Annotated in this window: 20 protein-coding genes; 7 read left to right on the plus strand and 13 right to left on the minus strand. The window is 54.1% G+C overall.

Annotated elements, in window-relative coordinates; all coding sequences use genetic code 11:
* The first annotated feature begins 164 nt into the window (after window positions 1-164).
* Window positions 165-1112 (plus strand): alpha/beta hydrolase, encoded by a 948-nt coding sequence (locus K7P01_RS14590; protein ID WP_267294206.1) that lies wholly within the window; start codon window positions 165-167, stop codon window positions 1110-1112.
* Here the strand turns inward: K7P01_RS14590 and mazG are convergent.
* The gene (gene mazG, locus K7P01_RS14595; protein WP_267294208.1) at window positions 1096-1911 is read right to left on the minus strand and encodes a nucleoside triphosphate pyrophosphohydrolase; all 816 of its coding nucleotides are present in this window, start codon (window positions 1909-1911) and stop codon (window positions 1096-1098) included. The genes K7P01_RS14590 and mazG overlap by 17 nt on opposite strands.
* Window positions 1912-2061: 150 nt before the next feature.
* Between mazG and glmM the strand changes: the two genes are divergently transcribed.
* The 4 genes from glmM (at window position 2062) to K7P01_RS14615 (ending at window position 6345) form a co-directional block, all read left to right on the plus strand.
* Window positions 2062-3441: a phosphoglucosamine mutase gene (glmM, locus tag K7P01_RS14600; protein ID WP_267294210.1), complete on the plus strand. Its 1380-nt coding sequence runs from the start codon at window positions 2062-2064 to the stop codon at window positions 3439-3441.
* Between the two features lie 66 nt (window positions 3442-3507).
* Window positions 3508-4647: a cysteine desulfurase family protein gene (locus tag K7P01_RS14605; RefSeq protein ID WP_267294212.1), complete on the plus strand. Its 1140-nt coding sequence runs from the start codon at window positions 3508-3510 to the stop codon at window positions 4645-4647.
* 41 nt (window positions 4648-4688) lie between these two features.
* Window positions 4689-5636: an NHL repeat-containing protein gene (locus tag K7P01_RS14610; RefSeq protein ID WP_267294214.1), complete on the plus strand. Its 948-nt coding sequence runs from the start codon at window positions 4689-4691 to the stop codon at window positions 5634-5636.
* A gap of 265 nt (window positions 5637-5901) precedes the next feature.
* Window positions 5902-6345: a cold-shock protein gene (locus tag K7P01_RS14615; protein WP_267294216.1), complete on the plus strand. Its 444-nt coding sequence runs from the start codon at window positions 5902-5904 to the stop codon at window positions 6343-6345.
* A gap of 4 nt (window positions 6346-6349) precedes the next feature.
* Here K7P01_RS14615 and K7P01_RS14620 read toward each other — a convergent pair whose 3' ends face one another.
* Both K7P01_RS14620 and K7P01_RS14625 read right to left on the minus strand, forming a co-directional pair.
* Window positions 6350-8137, minus strand: a complete 1788-nt coding sequence (locus tag K7P01_RS14620) for a MutS-related protein (protein WP_267294218.1) — start codon at window positions 8135-8137, stop codon at window positions 6350-6352.
* A gap of 11 nt (window positions 8138-8148) precedes the next feature.
* On the minus strand, window positions 8149-8631 hold the full coding sequence (locus tag K7P01_RS14625; RefSeq protein ID WP_267294220.1) for a GAF domain-containing protein: 483 nt from the start codon (window positions 8629-8631) through the stop codon (window positions 8149-8151).
* 113 nt (window positions 8632-8744) lie between these two features.
* Here K7P01_RS14625 and K7P01_RS14630 point away from each other — a divergent pair, with 113 nt between their 5' ends.
* Complete coding sequence (locus K7P01_RS14630) at window positions 8745-9476, plus strand: glutamine amidotransferase-related protein (RefSeq protein ID WP_267294222.1); 732 nt, start codon at window positions 8745-8747, stop codon at window positions 9474-9476.
* On the opposite strand, the gene ribD is transcribed toward K7P01_RS14630, so the two are convergent.
* On the minus strand, window positions 9436-10482 hold the full coding sequence (ribD, locus tag K7P01_RS14635; RefSeq protein ID WP_267294224.1) for a bifunctional diaminohydroxyphosphoribosylaminopyrimidine deaminase/5-amino-6-(5-phosphoribosylamino)uracil reductase RibD: 1047 nt from the start codon (window positions 10480-10482) through the stop codon (window positions 9436-9438). The two genes, K7P01_RS14630 and ribD, sit on opposite strands and share 41 nt — an antisense overlap.
* A 46-nt stretch (window positions 10483-10528) precedes the next feature.
* On the opposite strand from ribD, the gene prmC reads away from it, so the two are divergent.
* Window positions 10529-11368: a peptide chain release factor N(5)-glutamine methyltransferase gene (gene prmC / locus K7P01_RS14640; protein ID WP_267294226.1), complete on the plus strand. Its 840-nt coding sequence runs from the start codon at window positions 10529-10531 to the stop codon at window positions 11366-11368.
* Between the two features lie 9 nt (window positions 11369-11377).
* Here the strand turns inward: prmC and K7P01_RS14645 are convergent, their stop codons facing one another.
* The 9 genes from K7P01_RS14645 to K7P01_RS14685 are packed head-to-tail and all read right to left on the minus strand — an operon-like array spanning window position 11378 to window position 16834.
* Window positions 11378-11731: a 2Fe-2S iron-sulfur cluster-binding family protein gene (locus K7P01_RS14645; protein ID WP_267294228.1), complete on the minus strand. Its 354-nt coding sequence runs from the start codon at window positions 11729-11731 to the stop codon at window positions 11378-11380.
* A 9-nt stretch (window positions 11732-11740) separates the two neighbouring features.
* Complete coding sequence (locus K7P01_RS14650; RefSeq protein ID WP_267294230.1) at window positions 11741-11965, minus strand: hemerythrin domain-containing protein; 225 nt, start codon at window positions 11963-11965, stop codon at window positions 11741-11743.
* Window positions 11962-12474, minus strand: coding sequence for a DUF542 domain-containing protein (locus tag K7P01_RS14655; protein WP_267294232.1), 513 nt, complete (start codon window positions 12472-12474; stop codon window positions 11962-11964). Before K7P01_RS14655 ends, K7P01_RS14650 begins: the two co-directional genes overlap by 4 nt.
* Complete coding sequence (locus K7P01_RS14660) at window positions 12462-12902, minus strand: hypothetical protein (RefSeq protein WP_267294234.1); 441 nt, start codon at window positions 12900-12902, stop codon at window positions 12462-12464. Before K7P01_RS14660 ends, K7P01_RS14655 begins: the two co-directional genes overlap by 13 nt.
* Window positions 12899-13315 (minus strand): group III truncated hemoglobin, encoded by a 417-nt coding sequence (locus tag K7P01_RS14665; protein ID WP_267294236.1) that lies wholly within the window; start codon window positions 13313-13315, stop codon window positions 12899-12901. Before K7P01_RS14665 ends, K7P01_RS14660 begins: the two co-directional genes overlap by 4 nt.
* The gene (locus K7P01_RS14670) at window positions 13312-13719 is read right to left on the minus strand and encodes a cytochrome C (protein ID WP_267294238.1); all 408 of its coding nucleotides are present in this window, start codon (window positions 13717-13719) and stop codon (window positions 13312-13314) included. The genes K7P01_RS14665 and K7P01_RS14670 overlap by 4 nt, the downstream gene beginning before the upstream one ends.
* Window positions 13716-13982: a hypothetical protein gene (locus K7P01_RS14675; RefSeq protein WP_267294240.1), complete on the minus strand. Its 267-nt coding sequence runs from the start codon at window positions 13980-13982 to the stop codon at window positions 13716-13718. The genes K7P01_RS14670 and K7P01_RS14675 overlap by 4 nt, the downstream gene beginning before the upstream one ends.
* 4 nt (window positions 13983-13986) lie before the next feature.
* The gene (locus K7P01_RS32250) at window positions 13987-15015 is read right to left on the minus strand and encodes a cytochrome c (RefSeq protein WP_267294242.1); all 1029 of its coding nucleotides are present in this window, start codon (window positions 15013-15015) and stop codon (window positions 13987-13989) included.
* 13 nt (window positions 15016-15028) lie between these two features.
* A complete protein-coding gene (locus K7P01_RS14685; RefSeq protein ID WP_267294244.1) occupies window positions 15029-16834 on the minus strand; it encodes a cbb3-type cytochrome c oxidase subunit I in 1806 nt (601 codons plus the stop codon).
* Window positions 16835-16841: the final 7 nt, after the last annotated feature.

Genomic DNA, 16841 nt, shown 5'->3' on the forward strand with positions numbered 1-16841 from the left:
ATCCTGTAAAAATGCACCCCAAAAGGTTAACACTTGTATATATTTTCGCCAGGTCCGGTGTGATGTTTTTGTTAAGAAGCCAGACGATGGCCGGGGATGGTGGAACCAGGCTCGAAACGATCCGTGAGGTTGGCACGTTAAAGACCTTTCTGTGAGTGCTTAAAATGAAGAATAGAACAAAGCTCATCCTTATTATTATAGTCGCCTTCGCAGCGATGAATGCAGTGGCCTTTTTACACGCCTATACGTTCACGCATTTTTCTTCCCCGGATGTCGTTCGCACCAAAGACCCCGAAGAGCTTTCTGTCTTTGCCAAAGCCGGGTTGCTTTTTACCGGCATCGACAATCCTCGCCCGCAGGCGAAAGAGCAGCCTGCCGATGCTTTTGAAACGGTATATGTACAAAGCTCGGGCAAGTTGCAATGCTGGCGCATCGCGCAACCCGGCGCCAAGGGTACCGTGATACTGTTTCACGGCTATGCCGGCGAAAAGTCGTCATTGTTAGGTCGTGCCGCGGAATTTCGCAAGATGGGCTATCACACCCTGCTGGTCGACTTTTACGGTTCGGGTGGTTCGGAGGGTAACAGCACGTCGGTGGGATATACCGAGGCGACGCAGGTAAAGGATTGTTTTGATTACCTCGCCGATACGGGGGAACAGAACATTATCCTCTTTGGCACGTCGATGGGTGCCGTGGCTGTACTGAAAGCCATGCGCGACGATGGCATCAAACCGACTGCCACGGTGTTGGAGTGCCCTTTCGGGGCATTGTATAATACCGTCTGCGCCCGCTTCAACCTGATGCACGTGCCCAGCTTCCCCATGGCGGGGCTGCTGACTTTTTGGGGTGGCGTGCAGCACGGTTATTGGGCCTTTGCGCACAACCCCGCCGATTACGCCGAGGAGGCTACCTGCCCGACGTTATTACTGTTTGGTGCGCAGGATGAACGGGTGACGGTGGCAGAGACAGAACGCATCTTTGCCAACCTGCCCAAACCCAAAACATTAAAGATATATCGTGAGGCGGGCCACAATGTTTTTATCCCGGGGAATCAATCCGCCTGGGTACACGACGTGGAGGCTTTTGTGGGCACGCTTACACCTTCCCTTTAGCGCGCTCCCAATACACGTCCATTTCGGCGAGTGTCATTTCGCCCATCTGCTTGCCGTCGCGGGCAGATTCGGTTTCGAGGTATTGAAAGCGTTTGATAAATTTTTTGTTGGTGCGTTCGAGGGCTTCTTCCGGGTCGATGCCGACAAAACGGGCATAGTTGACCAGGGAGAATAGCAGGTCGCCAAACTCGGCGGTAGCTTTTTCTTTGTCGATAGCCTTATTGGACTCCGTATTAAACTCGGTCTTAAACTCCTGCATTTCTTCTTCGACCTTTTCCCACACCTGCTCTTTGCGCTCCCAGTCAAAGCCTACACCGCGTGCCTTGTCCTGGATACGCATGGCTTTTACCAGGGCCGGCAACGAAGTGGGTACACCTTCCAGTACCGATTTATTACCGGTCTTGAGCTTGATCTTTTCCCAATTGGCTTTGACGGCTTCTTCATCGTCCGCTACGGTGTCGCCGTAGATGTGCGGGTGGCGTTCGATAAGCTTTTCGCAGATGGCGTTGAGTACGTCGGCTACATCAAAGGCTTTTTGCTCGGAGGCAATGCGTGCATAGAATACGTTGTGCAGCATGAGGTCGCCCAGCTCTTTCTTGACTTCCGTCAGGTCTCCCTCGAGAATGGCGTCGGAAAGTTCGTAGGTCTCTTCGATGGTGAGGTGGCGCAGGCTTTCGAGTGTCTGCTTTTTATCCCACGGGCAGTTCTCGCGGAGCTCATCCATGATGGTAAGCAGACGGTCAAAAGCTTTTACCTTGTCGGCACGACGCAGGTCGGGTTGTGATACGTTTTTTTTCATAGAGTGTATTCAGGCCATATACCCTCAAATTTTACGGCGTGTCCCCCAACAGGCACAGAAGATCATACGGCTGGCAGCGAAGGTACCACGCGGGGGTGGGTTGACGAAATTTTCTACTATTTTTGCCGTCCGCTTAAAACCATCCAACACGTGACGCTCATAAAATCAATTTCAGGTATCCGGGGTACCATCGGTGGCAAAACCGGTGATAACCTCACACCGGTAGATGTTGTAAAGTTCGCGGCTGCCTATGGCACCGTATTGAAGAAAAAAACAGCCACCCCCAAGGTCGTGATCGGCCGCGACGCGCGCCCCTCGGGCGAAATGGTAAGCGCGCTGGTAACGGCCACTTTGCAGGGCCTGGGTATAGACGTGGTAGACCTGGGACTGTCTACTACCCCTACCGTCGAGATGGCGGTGCCGTGGGAGAACGCTGCCGGGGGTATAATCCTTACCGCCAGCCACAACCCGGTACAGTGGAATGCCCTGAAGCTGCTGAATGAAAAAGGCGAATTTATCTCGGCCCAGGACGGCGAGGAGCTGCTGAAGATCGCCGAAGCCGAAGGCTTTGACTTTGCCGCCGTGACCAAGCTCGGCAGCTACGTGAAGAAAGACGAATATTTGAAAAAACATATCGACGCCATCCTGGCCCTGCCGTTGGTAGATGTCGACGCCGTTGCGGGCAAAGGGTATCGCGTGGTCGTCGACGCGGTGTGCTCCACGGGCGGTACGGCGGTGCCGATGCTGCTTAAGGCCATGGGCGTAGAAGTAAAAGAACTGCACTGCGAGCCGACGGGACATTTTCCGCATAATCCCGAGCCGCTGCCCGAGCACCTGACGGACATCATCCGGGAGATTAAAAAAGGCAAATACGACCTTGGCATTGTCGTTGATCCGGATGTAGACCGTCTGGCCCTGGTGGGTGAAGACGGGACGCCGTTTGGCGAGGAGTATACACTGGTGGCTGTGGCCGACTATGTGTTAAGCAAGAAAAAAGGCAACACGGTATCAAACCTGTCGTCCACCCGCGCGCTGCGCGATGTGACGGAAAAGGCGGGGGGTCAATATTCCGCTGCCGCGGTTGGCGAAGTGAACGTGGTAACGATGATGAAAGACGTTCACGCCGTGATCGGTGGCGAGGGCAATGGCGGGGTGATCTACCCCGACCTGCACTACGGCCGCGACGCGCTGGTGGGCATCGCTCTTTTTCTGACGCACCTGGCCAAGTCCGACACGACGGTGTCGCGCCTGCGCGCCAAGTACCCGGCGTACATCATCTCTAAAAATAAAATTGAGCTGACTCCCGGCATTGACGTAGATAAGGTGTTGGAAGAAGTACAGAAGAAGTACAAAAATCAGCCGATTAATACGATAGACGGAGTCAAGATTGAATTCGACAAGGAGTGGGTACACCTACGGAAATCGAATACGGAGCCCATTATTCGCATTTATGCCGAATCTGACCTGGAAGCGAAAGCTGACAATCTGGCGCGTAAGATCATTTCCGATATAAAGGAGATCATCAGCTAAAAAATACTACGGCATTTCCCCAATGCACCGTACCTTTGGGGTCGACTCATTAACATTTAGCTAGCCATGCGCATTTACCTGGACAATGCTGCCACCACTCCGCTGGACCCGACGGTTTTCGAGGCCATGAAGCCTTTTATGCTGGAAGATTTCGGAAATCCGTCATCGACCCACGCCCACGGACGCAAGGTGCGGGCGGCCATTGAATCCGCCCGTAAAAAAATTGCAGAATTGTTAAACTGTACGCCCGGTGAGATCATCTTTACTTCGGGTGGTACGGAAGCCGACAATTCCATTCTTGCCAGCGGCCTGCAGACCTACGGTGTGCAGACCCTCATTTCGTCGCCGATCGAGCACCACGCGGTAGAGCACACGCTCCAAATTCTGGCCGCGCAGCGCAAGATCGCATTACGCATGGTGAACCTGGATGAAAAGGGCCATGTCGACATCGGCCACCTGGAAGTCCTGTTACAGGAAAATCCGCGGGCGTTGGTGTCGCTCATGCACGCCAACAACGAAGTGGGCAACCTGCTGGATATCGACCGGGTAGGACAGTTGTGCGACCAGTATGGCGCGTACTTCCACTCCGACACGGTGCAGACGATGGGCCACTACCGGCACAACCTCGGCGCCCTGAAGGTGCACGGCATCGCGGCGGCGGCGCACAAATTCCACGGTCCCAAAGGCGTGGGCTTTATGTTCATCCGCAAGGACAAAAAAATCCAGCCGTTCATACACGGTGGTGCCCAGGAGCGCAACATGCGTGGGGGTACCGAGAACGTGTATGGCATTGTGGGCCTGGCAAAAGCATTGGAAATCGCTTACCGCGACATGGATGACCATAAAAAACACATCGAGCAACTGAAAGCCAGTATGATCGGCCAGTTGAAGGAGCAGGTACCCGGCGTGACTTTCCACGGCGACTCCGACAACCTGAACCGCAGCTTGTACACGGTGCTGAACGTCAGCCTGCCCGAGTCGGAAGAGAATGACATGATGTTGTTCAACCTCGACCTGCAGGGCATTTCCGCTTCCGGCGGCAGCGCCTGCTCGAGCGGGGCGACTACAGGCTCGCATGTTCTCGGTGCGTTGTATCCCGATTCCAGGCGCGGCGCGATACGTTTTTCCTTCAGCAAATACAACACGCAGGAGGATGTAGACGTTGCCGTTAAGAAGCTGGCCGAGCTGGTAAAAGTACCGGCATAAGCGCCACACACCCTAACCCGAATATTCCCTTGTCGAACTTCATGAACTTTACACGATCGTTTTCTTCTGCTGTTGTTCTGCCGCTGCTCGTATTGCTGGCGTCTTGCGCCGATACCAATACAGACCCGACATATCCCAAGGCCACACACCTTTACTTCACCGACTATTCCGGTCGGCAAGTGGGCGTGGTAGACCTGAACAACATCGGCACGTACACCTCGTTGTTTGATGCCAATGATGGGCTCGACACGCTGGCGGGACTGACGATCGATTTTACCAACGGTCACCTCTACACGGTGGAAGAGACCAACAACCGCGTGTTGCGCCTGAACCTCGACGGCTCGGATAGCCCCACCGTACTCTACGACGAGGCAGACAGTGTAAACATGCCGACGGCCATTGCCATCGACGTACAAAACAAACTGCTGTACTGGGCCAACTCGGGCACGGGTCAGTTAAAAAGTGGTCCCCTGGCCGGTGGCGACGCTTCGGGATCCATGTACAACTACCGCGAGTACATAGACTACTGCTACGGTCTGGTGATCGACAACAAAAACCACTTGTTGTACTTCTCCGACCTGGGCGACCAGGCTTCTATCTGGGCCGCCCGTACCGACGGAACCGGTTCCCGCGGTATTCTTTTCGGCAGCAGCATTCTGAGTCTTCAGAATCCGTCGGCGTTGTATTATGACGAGCCCTCGAGCTCACTGTTCTGGGCGGACGAAGGGTTGCAAAAAATTGTTCAGGGAACGATCAACGGAGGTACGCTCGTACTGTACGACCGCGAAGACGGCGTCACCCGCCCCGACGCGATTGCCGTAGACCGTGGAAACAGCATGATTTACTGGTCGGAGACCGCCAGCGATCCTGACACGGGTGCAAAAACGCATCAGATTAAACGGGCTGCTATGGATGGCACCGGCACACCGGAAGTGGTAGTGGACGGCGTCGAGTCATACGGCATGGTGCTGCGTTTTGCAAACCAGTAGTTGCCGGACCGGTTGGCGCTGATCGCAAAGACCGGAAGCACCTGATTTTTACAGTATTTTCAGACGATTGCGAAGGAACGGCTAAAATTAAAATAGTCGTAACATGACTATTGCCGTGCAATCCGCTCCAGGAATTGTATCTTTACAGACGACTTCGTACGCCTAATCCAGCTTCAGTGCGCTTTATCGGTTTGATAGCGCAACTTTCCCTAGAAAAACGTTGTTGGCGTATTTGAACACTAAATATTAACCCTAATAATAGCCTATGGCAGAAACATTCAGTAAAAGAGAGAACGAAAAAAAGAAAGACCAAAAGAAAAAGGAAAAGGAACAGCGCAAAGCTGACCGCAAAGCAAACGCCAAATCCGGGGCATCGTTGGATGACATGATGGCGTACGTGGATGAAAATGGTAACATCACTACGGTACCGCCCGATCCGACCCGGAAAAAAGCCGTCATTAACGAAAATGATATTGTCATCGGCTCCCGGAATATCGGTGGTCAGGAGGCAGCTCCACTTCGTAAAGGACGCGTTTCTTATTTCAACACGTCCAAAGGATACGGATTTATTAAAGACCTGATGACCCAGGAAAGTATTTTCGTACACGCCAATGCGCTAAGCGCGCCGATCAAGGAAGGCGATATGGTGACATTCGAAACCGAGCACAGTGCAAAGGGCCTGAATGCTATTCAGGTTAAAAAGAACTAATCGGTCAGACGGGGATTATCCCCATCTTCTTCATTAAGAACGTGGCATTCATTTTCTGCGCGAGTCCCGGCTTTAGTTTGTAATCAAACGAAAGCTGGTCATTCTCAATTGTGGCCTCAAAGCAATAGCTTTTTACCTGCTCAGGATACTCCTGCTCAAGCTCGCCCAGCGCTAGGTCGTGTGTAGCGATCAGCGCCAGGCAGGGGTGGGGCAGCAGTTGTTTTACCAGGGCGATCGAGCCCGCTTGTTTGTCGGTCGAGTTTGTCCCTTTTAAAATCTCATCCAGCAAAATCAACAACGGTCGGTCCTGACGCAATTCGTCCATGATGGTCTTGAGCCGGTTCAGCTCGGCATAAAAATACGATTGATGATCTTTTAATGAGTCGGCTGTACGCATACCCGTGCGCAGGCCGATCACCGGGCAACGAAATTCTTCGGCACACACCGGTGCGCCGTTCAACGCCAGCACCAGGTTGATGCCGATCGTGCGCAGAAACGTACTTTTTCCCGCCATGTTTGCCCCTGTAATTACCAATACTGATTGTTGCGCACCCACCGACAGGTCGTTGTCGACGCGTTCGTCGGTACTGATCAACGGATGCCCCAGGGCCTTCACTTCAATGGCGAGCTTCTCCTGGAGGGTGGCGTACCGGAATGCCGGATGATTAAAGGCAAAGGTGCCGAGGCTGCAGAGCACTTCGGTTTCGCTGATGGCTTCCAACCAGGGAATGAGCTGGTCGGCATGCCGGGCTTTCCATTGCTCCAGTTTGTATACACACCGCAGGTCGTACAGGAACAAGCTGTTCATCACGAGGGAGGTCATGGCATTAAGCCGGGCGTCGAGTGCGCTGACGCGTGCTGCCAGGGTGCGCACGTGTACATCGGCCTCGTGTGCCTGGTGGGTGAGCTGTTGCAGCAGCGGCGCCTCGAACCGCTCGCGCTGCATCTCGTGTAACAACCGCGCGTATTTACGGAGTATATTTTTCTTGCGACTGATATAGTCGTGAAAGGCATTGATCTTTCGGAGGTGAAAACCGAGAAAGGCCCATTGTGACAAGGCAAACAAAATAGCCCACGGCTTTGCCTGTGCGACAAAGAACGAAGCGATGACCAGCAGCACGGTAACGGCGGGCATGATCATAAGCCCGTAGCGGTAAAACGCTTTGCCATATAAAAACGCAGGCTGCTTTAGCCAGGTTTCCAGCTGCTCGCGATCGCCGGCTTTTTCGTCGGCACTCATACCGGCCGCCTGGAAGTGCTGGCGGAAATCGGTGGCGCCGGCCAGCGCCTGCACCGCCTGCTGGTAGGCTACGATATCGGGTGCCGAGGGTAATGGATGCGCCAACCGGTGGGCAAATTTTTTCTTACCGCTCAGCGTGTTGCAGCGATTGACAGCCTGGAACAACGAGCCTTCGCCAAAGATGTCGAGGTCGTGGGTATAGGGATGATGCGGGTCTGTGAACTCGATGCCCGACGGAAACGCATCGTGCTCTCCGGTCAGCGACTTACGTTCACCTTCGTTTAAGCGTACCAGGTTTTCCAGGTGCACGCGCTGGTCGAACAGCTGCGCGTGATATTTCACAAGCGCGATGAACGCAGCCAGCAACGCCAACGCACCATAGAGGTATAGGTTGTCTTTTGCCAGGCCAATATACAGCACGATCAGGAACACCACGGCGGTGGTCAGGCGTATATTCGAAACGTTGTTGATCTTCTTACGAAGGGTCGCCAGCGTCGCCGTAAAGGCGGCGTGTCGTTGGGTATAAAAGGTGTTGAGTTCAGCAGATGTCATACAGGCACAGATTACAGAAGACCCTCGATGATACGCATGATCTTTTCCAGGTATTGCTGGTCAACGGCGTCGAAGTCGGCCGGCTTGTCGCTGTCTACATCCAGCACGAGGGCCACTTCGCTATTCTGAAAGGCAGGTAATACAATCTCCGATCGTGAAGCTGAGCTGCACGCGATGTGCCCCGGGAAAGCCTCTACGTCGGGTACGAGAATAGTCTTTTGTTCTTTCCAGGAAGTGCCACATACACCCTTGCCAAAGTCGATGCGGGTACAGGCGATCGGACCCTGGAAAGGGCCGAGCACCAATTGATTTTGTTTGACGAGGTAAAAGCCTACCCAAAAGAACTCCATCGATTGCCGCAGCGCCGCGGCGATGTTGGAAAGATTGGCGACCAGGTCGGGCTCGCCCGTTACGAGCGCTTCGATTTGGGGAACCAGTGTTTTATACCGTTCTTCTTTGTCGGTAGAGGTGGAAATGATAAGCTCTTCTGCCATGCCTGCTAAACTGTTATTTTGATAGAATGTTCCAGGGTGCAAGGTTAACGTTTTCCGGGCACCCGACGTTTACGCCTATAGCAGGAAATATTATTTTTATCCAAAACATCCCCATGAAACCCATCCATATTGCCCTGATCGGTGACTTCAACGAAAAGAAGCACACACACCTGGCGCTAAATACATGTGTCGGGCATTGCCGTGAAAAATTACAGTTTCCTGTAAAAACTACTTGGATCCCCACAACCGCTATTCCCGATCCAATCGTATTGTCGCGCGACTATGACGGCCTGTGGATTACGCCCGGCTCACCCTATGCAGACGACGAAGCGGTCTACGAAGTCATTCGCTGGGCACGGGAGCAAAACGTTCCGTTGCTGGGCACCTGCGGTGGTTTTCAATATATGGTCGTCGAGTATGCGCGAAACGTGCTCGGCATGCCGGACGCAGCGCATGAAGAAAGCGATCCCACCCAGCCGCAGCTTGTTGTTGCTAAGCTGAGCTGCTCGCTGAAGGGTCAACAAGAGGAGGTTCGGATTACGGACAAACAGTCCTGGTTATACCGCGTATTACAACGCGACGTGATGACAGGCTTCTTTAACTGCGCGTATGGGGTAAACCCTGCCTATACCGACAGGCTCAATCAATATCCTTTTGTCTTTACAGCGTTTTCTGAAAGCGGTGCCGTGCGCGGTGTAGAATTAAAAGGCCACCGTTTCTTTGAAGGCACCTTGTTTCAACCTCCGCTGGAGTCTACGCCGGCAGTGCCCAATCCGTTAATCCTGAATTTCTTTGAGCACTGCGCTACACCGGCAGTGGCCGGAACCGTTGCAACAGATCGGTAGCAACGGGTACCTGTTCCGTTAGCGTACCGTTCAACACGGGCGCGCTAACGCCTTTACCAAAACGTTGGGAGGAGGTAAAGACACGGGCCTCGTCCCAGAGTGCACGTTCGATGAATAGTTGAAGAATGGTGGTACCACCTTCTACTACCACCGACTGGATCTTTTGCCGGAGCAGGTCGTGCAGCAGGTTTAACAGGAAATCGTTTTCATCCAGACGGACGAACGAGATGTTCGGACGCTCTTCGTGTTTCAGCACGTTGTAACACAGCGTACGTTGTGCGCCGTCAAACAAGTGCAAGGTGTTGGGTAAGCGCAGATAACGGTCTATGACCACACGCACGGGATTGCGTCCGGTCCAGTCGCGTACGTTCAGCTGTGGGTTGTCGTGTGCAGCGGTGCGGCCGCCTATCATAAAAGCATCTTCTTCCGTGCGCCAGCGATGTACCATCTGCCGCGCGTATACATTGCTGATCCACTTGGAGTCGTGGTTCTGCCGGGCAATAAATCCGTCGGCGGTCTGAGCCCACTTGAGTATGATATACGGCCGTCCCTTTTCCATCGCGGTAAAGAAACGTTGGTTCAGTAGCCGCCCTTCTTTTTCAAGTATACCGGTAATGACTTCAATGCCCGCCGCGCGTAATTTTTTGATGCCGTTGCCCGCCACCAGGGGATTCGAGTCGAGGTTGGCCACGACAACTTTGGCCGGGCGATGGGCGACCAGCATGTCGGCACAAGGTGGTGTTTTACCAACGTGCGAGCAGGGCTCGAGGTTGACATATACCGTGCTGCCGGCGACCAGGTTTTTGTCCGCCAGGTTTTGTACAGCATCTACTTCGGCGTGAGGGCCGCCGTATTGATGGTGCCACCCTTCGCTGATGATCTGGCCGTCGCGTACGATCACACACCCTACCAGGGGGTTGGGGCTTACATGACCGCGACCCAATGTGGCGAGCTCCAGTGCGCGCCGCATAAAAAACTCATCGTGCGAGTGATCGTGCTTTTCCATTGATTATACTTGCAAAGATTGCCAGCCCATGACGAATTCCAAAACAATGCTTCACGATTTCGTACGCCGCATCACCCTGCGCGACGATCCGGACGAGATTCAGGGCATTGCATACCAGGTGTTTGAACACCTGTTCCACCTCTCGCGCACCGAAATGGTCATGGGTAAAGAAATTACCCCCACGCCGGCGGAAGAGGACCGGCTGGAAGAAATCGCGGCGCGCATCAACCGCCATGAGCCGGTGCAATATGTGTTGGGAGAAGCCTATTTTTTCGGACGCAAGTTCGCGGTGAGCAACGCGGTGCTGATTCCACGCCCTGAGACCGAAGAGCTGGTACAAGCCGTAGTGCATCACCCCCTGCCGGGTGAGTCGGACTCTTTATCCATCCTGGACATTGGTACCGGCAGCGGCTGCATCGCCACCACCCTGGCCCTGGAGCTGCGCCCGGCAAAGGTATATGCTACCGACATAAGCCCGGCAGCGCTTCAGGTTGCCGCACAAAACGCGAATACTCTACGGGCATCTGTATCCTTCCTGCTACACGATATTTTAACAGCGCCGCTACCCTTTACAAAACTGAGTGCGGTTGTCAGTAACCCCCCTTATATCACAACGTGTGAGCAGACAGCCATGCACGCCAATGTACTGGATTACGAACCCCACCTGGCGTTGTTTGTGCCGGACGACGACCCGCTGTTGTTTTACCGTGCCATTGCCGCCCGCGCGTTCCCGACATTGCTGTCAAAAGGCCTTCTGGCGGTTGAGATTAACGAGCGCTATGCTGCCGATGTGGAGGATGCCTTCGGCGTAGCCGGGTTTAGCAACATGAAGACAGTACGGGATATACCGGGCAAAGACCGGATCGTAATGGCCGTGAAGCCCTGAGCACGAGTATCAATATAGTCCGGGTTCTTCGCCCTGCATAATTTCCACCCGTAATCCGTGGAGGCGTTCGTCGATCGGTATGTGACATGACAACCGGCTGGTGGGTAATACGCCCGTCATTTTACCCAAGGTGTTGGGCTCATTGCCCGCGCGTACCAGTAATGTCTCTTCGGCATATTCCGGCAAGCGTACGTGGCAGGTGCCGCAACGGCCAATGCCTTTGCAGTCGCCGAAGTTTACAACGTATAGTTTGTCGTAGATCAATGCCATCAGGCTGCGGTATTCGTGTGTATAGGTACGAAGAACGTGTTCACGTCCCTCGTACACGATGGTGACGGCGATATCGGCTTGACGCGCTGGCATGGTGGTGGATCAGGCTGCGCCCGGCCCGTTCAGGGCAGCTTCAAGTTGAACGGCTTTCGCGAACAGAATGTTGTTTTCCAGGTGAATGTGCAGGTGCATATCCTTTTCGTAGTCCTTTAGCATTTTGTACGTAACGGTATAGGTAGAGCAGGCATCGGCGGGTGGCGTGTAGTCGTTGCTAAGGGCGGCCATTTTCTGAAGTTGTTGTCCTTCGTCGAGGTGGTCGTCTTTCATAGCATGGATGGGATTGCTGACGCTGCCAAAGATGGGGGAGCTGACAGGTCGTGATTTTCGCCGGCTTTTGCCAGGCGCTTGATATAGGGGAACAACATCAGCTCCTCTTTTTTCATGTGTACAGCCAGTGTGCCGGATGTTTCCTGAAAGATGCGACGAATCTCGTGCAGCTCGGGATGGCGATCGCCGTGTACAGCGCAGATTTTGTCGAGGTAGCCCTGGATGATGGGTGTTTTCTCTTCTACGTAGTGGTGGTGGCGTTGGTAAATATAGTCGGCGAGCAAGTCGAGGGGCCAGGTGTCGAAGTTTATGCCGTCGCTGCCTTCGGCTTCCAGCGCCTGCAGGGCCGCGGTTACTTCGGCGGGGTCGCGTTGGCTGGCCTGGCAGGCCTCTGCCAGCGTTTGGCTGCCCATACAACAAAAGTCCAGTCCGAATTTTTCAAATACTTCGGCAGCGCGGAATTGTTTTTTGACGATCTCACCCAGGGTGAGGGTTGTTAGAGTTTCCATGTGGCTAATAATTTAAATCCGTATAATAAAAGTGAAATGAGCTTGACGGCTTCCAGCACGACAAAGTTGATATGCGCGTTGGAAGGTGGTGGTAGTTTACCGGCAAGGTATATGTCAATGTGCGAGGATAACAAGGGTAGAAGCCAAACGCTCTGTAATATCAGGATGGCCAGCGCCACGAGGTAAAATACCTCGGTACCCCAATCTATCTTTCTTTTAAAAAGCCAGGGAAGGGCAAGCAGCACGGCGAACGTCAATTCTACTTTGTTTAACGCGGCAAATACTACTTTGCCGATGCTGAGTCCGATCGTCAGCGTGACGCCGGGCGCTGTGAATTTAAGCCAGGCTTCCAGGAAGCTGATGGCGCCGACACAGCCCACCCAGATAAAGGGAATGGCAATCTTACCGTATGCTACTTCTTTTCTCATGGTGCTTTGCGGATGGCGGGTAGGTCGTGCAAGGCCTTCTCTTTGCCGGCATGGATGCGGCCATAGAAGGTATGTGCCATGATCATGGCGCGGCGTTTGGCTTCGTCGGCAATCAGTCCTTCGAACCGGTCGTCGATGGTAGCGTAGAACAAGTTGATCCATTGTTCAAAGTGCTCGGCCTCTAAAGGAAGTGCCGCGTGCCTGGCAAAAGGATTTCCTACATACCCACGCACGCCAAACAACGCTGCATTCCAAAAGCGGTACATGATCTCGAGGTGTGGTTGCCAGTCGTGTATACGCGCCTGGAAAACCGGCCCCAACAATGAGTCAACCCGTATTTTATCATAAAAGGTATCGACGAGATATTTGATGTCGTCGATATTCTCAATGTCTTTCTTTGTGGTGCTTGTCATAACGCAACTTGTAGTGATGTAATAAAATAGTAGGCGGCCCAGCCGGCAAACAGGATCATGGCAGCCCAGATCCACGCCGACGCGCTGCGGGGTGTTTCGCTTCCTTCGATAAGGAACTTGTGCTGGTCGCCTTTGCCGTAGGCATTGATCATGAGCGGCAGCACACCGTCTACGACATCATGCGCCTTGAGGCCTTCGATGCTAATGGCGGGACCGTTGCGAACGGTGAATGGTATGGTACGGAGACCTTCCTTGCCGGAAGGATCCTGCCCTACGATCTTGAGCACGTGTTCGCCGTCTACGAGCCGGCGCGTGTCGAGCTCAAAATGAATGGGCGTGTAAAAGTCACCCAGCGGAACCGTCTCGTCGTCCAGGAAGAGACGCACTTTGCTTTTTTCGCTCATACAGATTCCTGTGTAAAGATGCTATGCTTGATATGGTCTGCCTGTTTCTCGCCGGGTCTGATCAGCCACTTGATGGAGTAAAAAAGTGTAACCAGCACCACGACGGCGATTGTGATGACAATGACATAGTCCCAGTTGCTTTGCGGACCCGCGCCGTGCGTAATGCCGCGCAGCACTTTGGGTTGTTGTTTCTTACACACATCGCAGGCGAAGGAGGCACTGTATAGTACTACTGCCAGCAGGGTTATGATGATTCTCTTCATGTTCTTATGGATTATTCTTTTTTGATTCCAGCATCGCGATGATGTCTTTGACTTCGGCCACCGACACCTCGCGTGCGCTGTTCCCCCAGCTCGTGCGCTCGTGGTTGATGATGGCCGTGATTTCTTCGGGTTTGAGATGATTGATCGTGCCGATGGCCGGCATCTCACCATATTCTTCGCGGGCGTTATACCCCTGCAGGATGATGTCGATCAATACTTCCGGATTGTCGTTTTGGACTATGGCGCTTCCCTTCAGCGGTGGGAAGGCGCCTTTGAGTCCGGTGCCGGTGGCCTGATGGCAGGCCTGGCAATTCGCGGCATAGATCGCGGCGCCATCTACGACGGCTTCGGCGGGTGCTGCGTCGGTGGTAGTGGTTTGCGCCGTGGCGGCAGGTGCTTGTGATTTATACAGGAAGGCAGGTGTAACCGTACCATCGGGCAGCGGCGCTTGTTGCAGCGACTGCAGGTAGGCAACCAGTTGCAGCGCTTCGCGTGTGGCCACGACAGTGCCCTCCTGGCCGCGCAGAAACTCAGTCGGTACGTTTACCACTTTGTCGCCTTCTTCTACGTGCGTGGTGACCTTGAACATCCACGGATAGGCGGGCATAATCGATTCTTCTACGACCGCGCGGGGATTGTACAGGTGCAACAGGTGCCAGTCGACACTGGGCAACCGGGTGCCGATGTTGGTCAGGTCGGGGCCGGTGCGCTCGGTGCCCATGAGGGTGGCCGTGTTCATCCACCAATGCATGCGTGTGTTGTGGGCATAGTCGGCGGCGACGTTCGGACGCGGGCCCCAGACGTTGTCCATAGCAACGTTGCGCACTTGTTGGGAGTGGCAGGCCACGCAGCCATTGGCAATAAAGACATGCTTGCCCGCCAGTGCGTCTTCACGCAAGGGCTCGGTGCCGGGCAGCGGCGCGTTGTTCTTCTGGTTATACAGCGCCGGAAGTATCACGACGACAAGCGACAAGCCTACAAAGAACAGGAAGGCTGTGGTATATAAGTATGTGTTATTACGAAAGAGATTCATATTGGTCAGATGATTAAGCCAGCGCTTCGCGTACAGGCGTTGCCGCCGGGTGGGCCGCGCGTACGCCCACCACCATGCGATAAAAATTATAGGCAAAGAGCAAATGCGACAGCCACATCAGCGAGCCGCCAATGGCGCGCCACAGCCAGTAAGGGGCCATGAGCACAACACTTTCGATGAAGGGTTTACCTTCCATCCACATCAGGCCGCGCAGCGTACCGCCGATCATGAGCGGAATAGTATAAAACATCATCCCCAGGAATGCCAGCCAGAAGTGTGCGCCCACCAGCCACTGCGGAGGCTCGTGGCCGGTGAGGCGTGGCACCAAAGCATAGATGCTGGCCCACAGTAAGAAGGCAATGATGCCATACATCGTCAAGTGTGAGTGGGCCACGGTAAAGTCTGTAAAGTGCCACAGCAGGTTGGTAAACCGAAAGGCTTCGGCCGTTCCCTGCAAGGAACCGGTAAAGTAGAAGATGATGCCCGTGACATAGAACGGCAGCGTATAGCTGCTGGCAATCTTGTTCCAGCCACCTTTTAAGGTCATGAAGAAGTTGGTCGTGCCGGCAATGACCGGTATCAACATGCCCATGCTTCCTACAATAGCCACCGTTTGCAACCACCAGGGTATGGAGCTGAACACAAAGTGGTGCGTGCCGATAAGCGTATAGAAAAGAATCTGTGCCCAGAAAGCCAGGATGCCGAGACTGTAGGAGTATATCGGTTTGTTTAGCTGTTGTGGCAGGAAGTAATACACGAGGCCCAGGTTGAAGAGCATGAACCACATGCCTACGCCCTGGTGCATATAATACCCCTGCACGATGGTCTCGCCCAGGCCGTTTTGCCACGTAGGCCAATAGGCAATGACGGTGATTACCAATACAAAGATGATGGCCGAGAGGATGTACCAGTTCGAGATATATATTTCTGTTGTGGTACGGCGGGCTACCGTGCGAAGAAAGTTGATAAGCGTAATGATCAGTCCCAGGCCAAAGAGCGCCATCACCGGCCACACGTACTCGCGGTATTCGCCGCCGGCGTTGTTGATGCCATTCATCAGGCAAAGGCTGCCGAGCGCTACCGCGGCATTCACGAGGATGAGTGTTTGCCAGCCCTGGCGTATACTGGCGATTGCGGTATTACTAACCTTTGGCACAACATAGTATCCCAGGCCGAGCATGGCGAGTGTCGACCAGCCCCAGAACACCGCGTTGGTGTGTACGGGGCGAAGGCGCCCAAAGCTCAGCCACGGCACAGTGTCGGCATCGGGCGATACGAACTTGATGCCAAGGTACTCGCCCACCGTTGTACCAATCACCAGCCAGCACGTGGCGGAGCCCAGGTACCATAGAATGAGGCGTGTGAGCTTCGGGTCGACCGCCGGTCTGGACTGTGCTTTTTTCTTTTCGGCTACAAACGGTATAACATGTTCGTTGCTGGCCTGTTGAATGATGCCCCGGCTGTCGTCCGGGGTGTTGGCACCCGCCAGTTCGCGGCCGCTAAGTTGATATACCAGGGTGGGCTTGCGCTGCAGGCGGGCGGCATTGATGGCCTCTCCCTCCAGGTATTCAAGCTGGTCGGCTTGCGTGGTGGGTTGCTTCTGCCACTGCAGACGGAGCAACGTTCTGCGTACCTGCCATATCATAAAGATGAATGCGGCCAGCAGCGGGATAAGAATCAGCACCAGTGTAATGAGAATGCCGGGCTGTGCTAACAAGGGGGCACTTTGTTCTGCCACGGGCTGCGCGTAGCCTGCCAGCGGCAACGCGGGAATCGTGAGCAAGAGAATGTAGGTAAGAAGCGTTCGTGCAGGTCTCATAACCGTA

Source organism: Parachryseolinea silvisoli, from assembly GCF_021190955.1.
Taxonomy (GTDB): Bacteria; Bacteroidota; Bacteroidia; order Cytophagales; family Cyclobacteriaceae; genus Ohtaekwangia; species Ohtaekwangia silvisoli.

Coding starts and splice junctions, on each gene's coding strand:
- K7P01_RS14670 (WP_267294238.1), bottom strand. CDS start 13,719: ATGAGCGAAAAAAGCAAAGTGCGTCTCTTCCTGGACGACGAGACGGTT.
- K7P01_RS14590 (WP_267294206.1), top strand. CDS start 165: ATGAAGAATAGAACAAAGCTCATCCTTATTATTATAGTCGCCTTCGCA.
- K7P01_RS14685 (WP_267294244.1), bottom strand. CDS start 16,834: ATGAGACCTGCACGAACGCTTCTTACCTACATTCTCTTGCTCACGATT.
- K7P01_RS14620 (WP_267294218.1), bottom strand. CDS start 8,137: ATGACATCTGCTGAACTCAACACCTTTTATACCCAACGACACGCCGCC.
- K7P01_RS14645 (WP_267294228.1), bottom strand. CDS start 11,731: ATGCCAGCGCGTCAAGCCGATATCGCCGTCACCATCGTGTACGAGGGA.
- K7P01_RS14615 (WP_267294216.1), top strand. CDS start 5,902: ATGGCAGAAACATTCAGTAAAAGAGAGAACGAAAAAAAGAAAGACCAA.
- prmC (WP_267294226.1), top strand. CDS start 10,529: ATGCTTCACGATTTCGTACGCCGCATCACCCTGCGCGACGATCCGGAC.
- K7P01_RS14625 (WP_267294220.1), bottom strand. CDS start 8,631: ATGGCAGAAGAGCTTATCATTTCCACCTCTACCGACAAAGAAGAACGG.
- K7P01_RS14675 (WP_267294240.1), bottom strand. CDS start 13,982: ATGAAGAGAATCATCATAACCCTGCTGGCAGTAGTACTATACAGTGCC.
- K7P01_RS32250 (WP_267294242.1), bottom strand. CDS start 15,015: ATGAATCTCTTTCGTAATAACACATACTTATATACCACAGCCTTCCTG.
- ribD (WP_267294224.1), bottom strand. CDS start 10,482: ATGGAAAAGCACGATCACTCGCACGATGAGTTTTTTATGCGGCGCGCA.
- K7P01_RS14605 (WP_267294212.1), top strand. CDS start 3,508: ATGCGCATTTACCTGGACAATGCTGCCACCACTCCGCTGGACCCGACG.
- K7P01_RS14610 (WP_267294214.1), top strand. CDS start 4,689: ATGAACTTTACACGATCGTTTTCTTCTGCTGTTGTTCTGCCGCTGCTC.
- K7P01_RS14650 (WP_267294230.1), bottom strand. CDS start 11,965: ATGAAAGACGACCACCTCGACGAAGGACAACAACTTCAGAAAATGGCC.
- K7P01_RS14655 (WP_267294232.1), bottom strand. CDS start 12,474: ATGGAAACTCTAACAACCCTCACCCTGGGTGAGATCGTCAAAAAACAA.
- K7P01_RS14665 (WP_267294236.1), bottom strand. CDS start 13,315: ATGACAAGCACCACAAAGAAAGACATTGAGAATATCGACGACATCAAA.
- mazG (WP_267294208.1), bottom strand. CDS start 1,911: ATGAAAAAAAACGTATCACAACCCGACCTGCGTCGTGCCGACAAGGTA.
- K7P01_RS14660 (WP_267294234.1), bottom strand. CDS start 12,902: ATGAGAAAAGAAGTAGCATACGGTAAGATTGCCATTCCCTTTATCTGG.
- K7P01_RS14630 (WP_267294222.1), top strand. CDS start 8,745: ATGAAACCCATCCATATTGCCCTGATCGGTGACTTCAACGAAAAGAAG.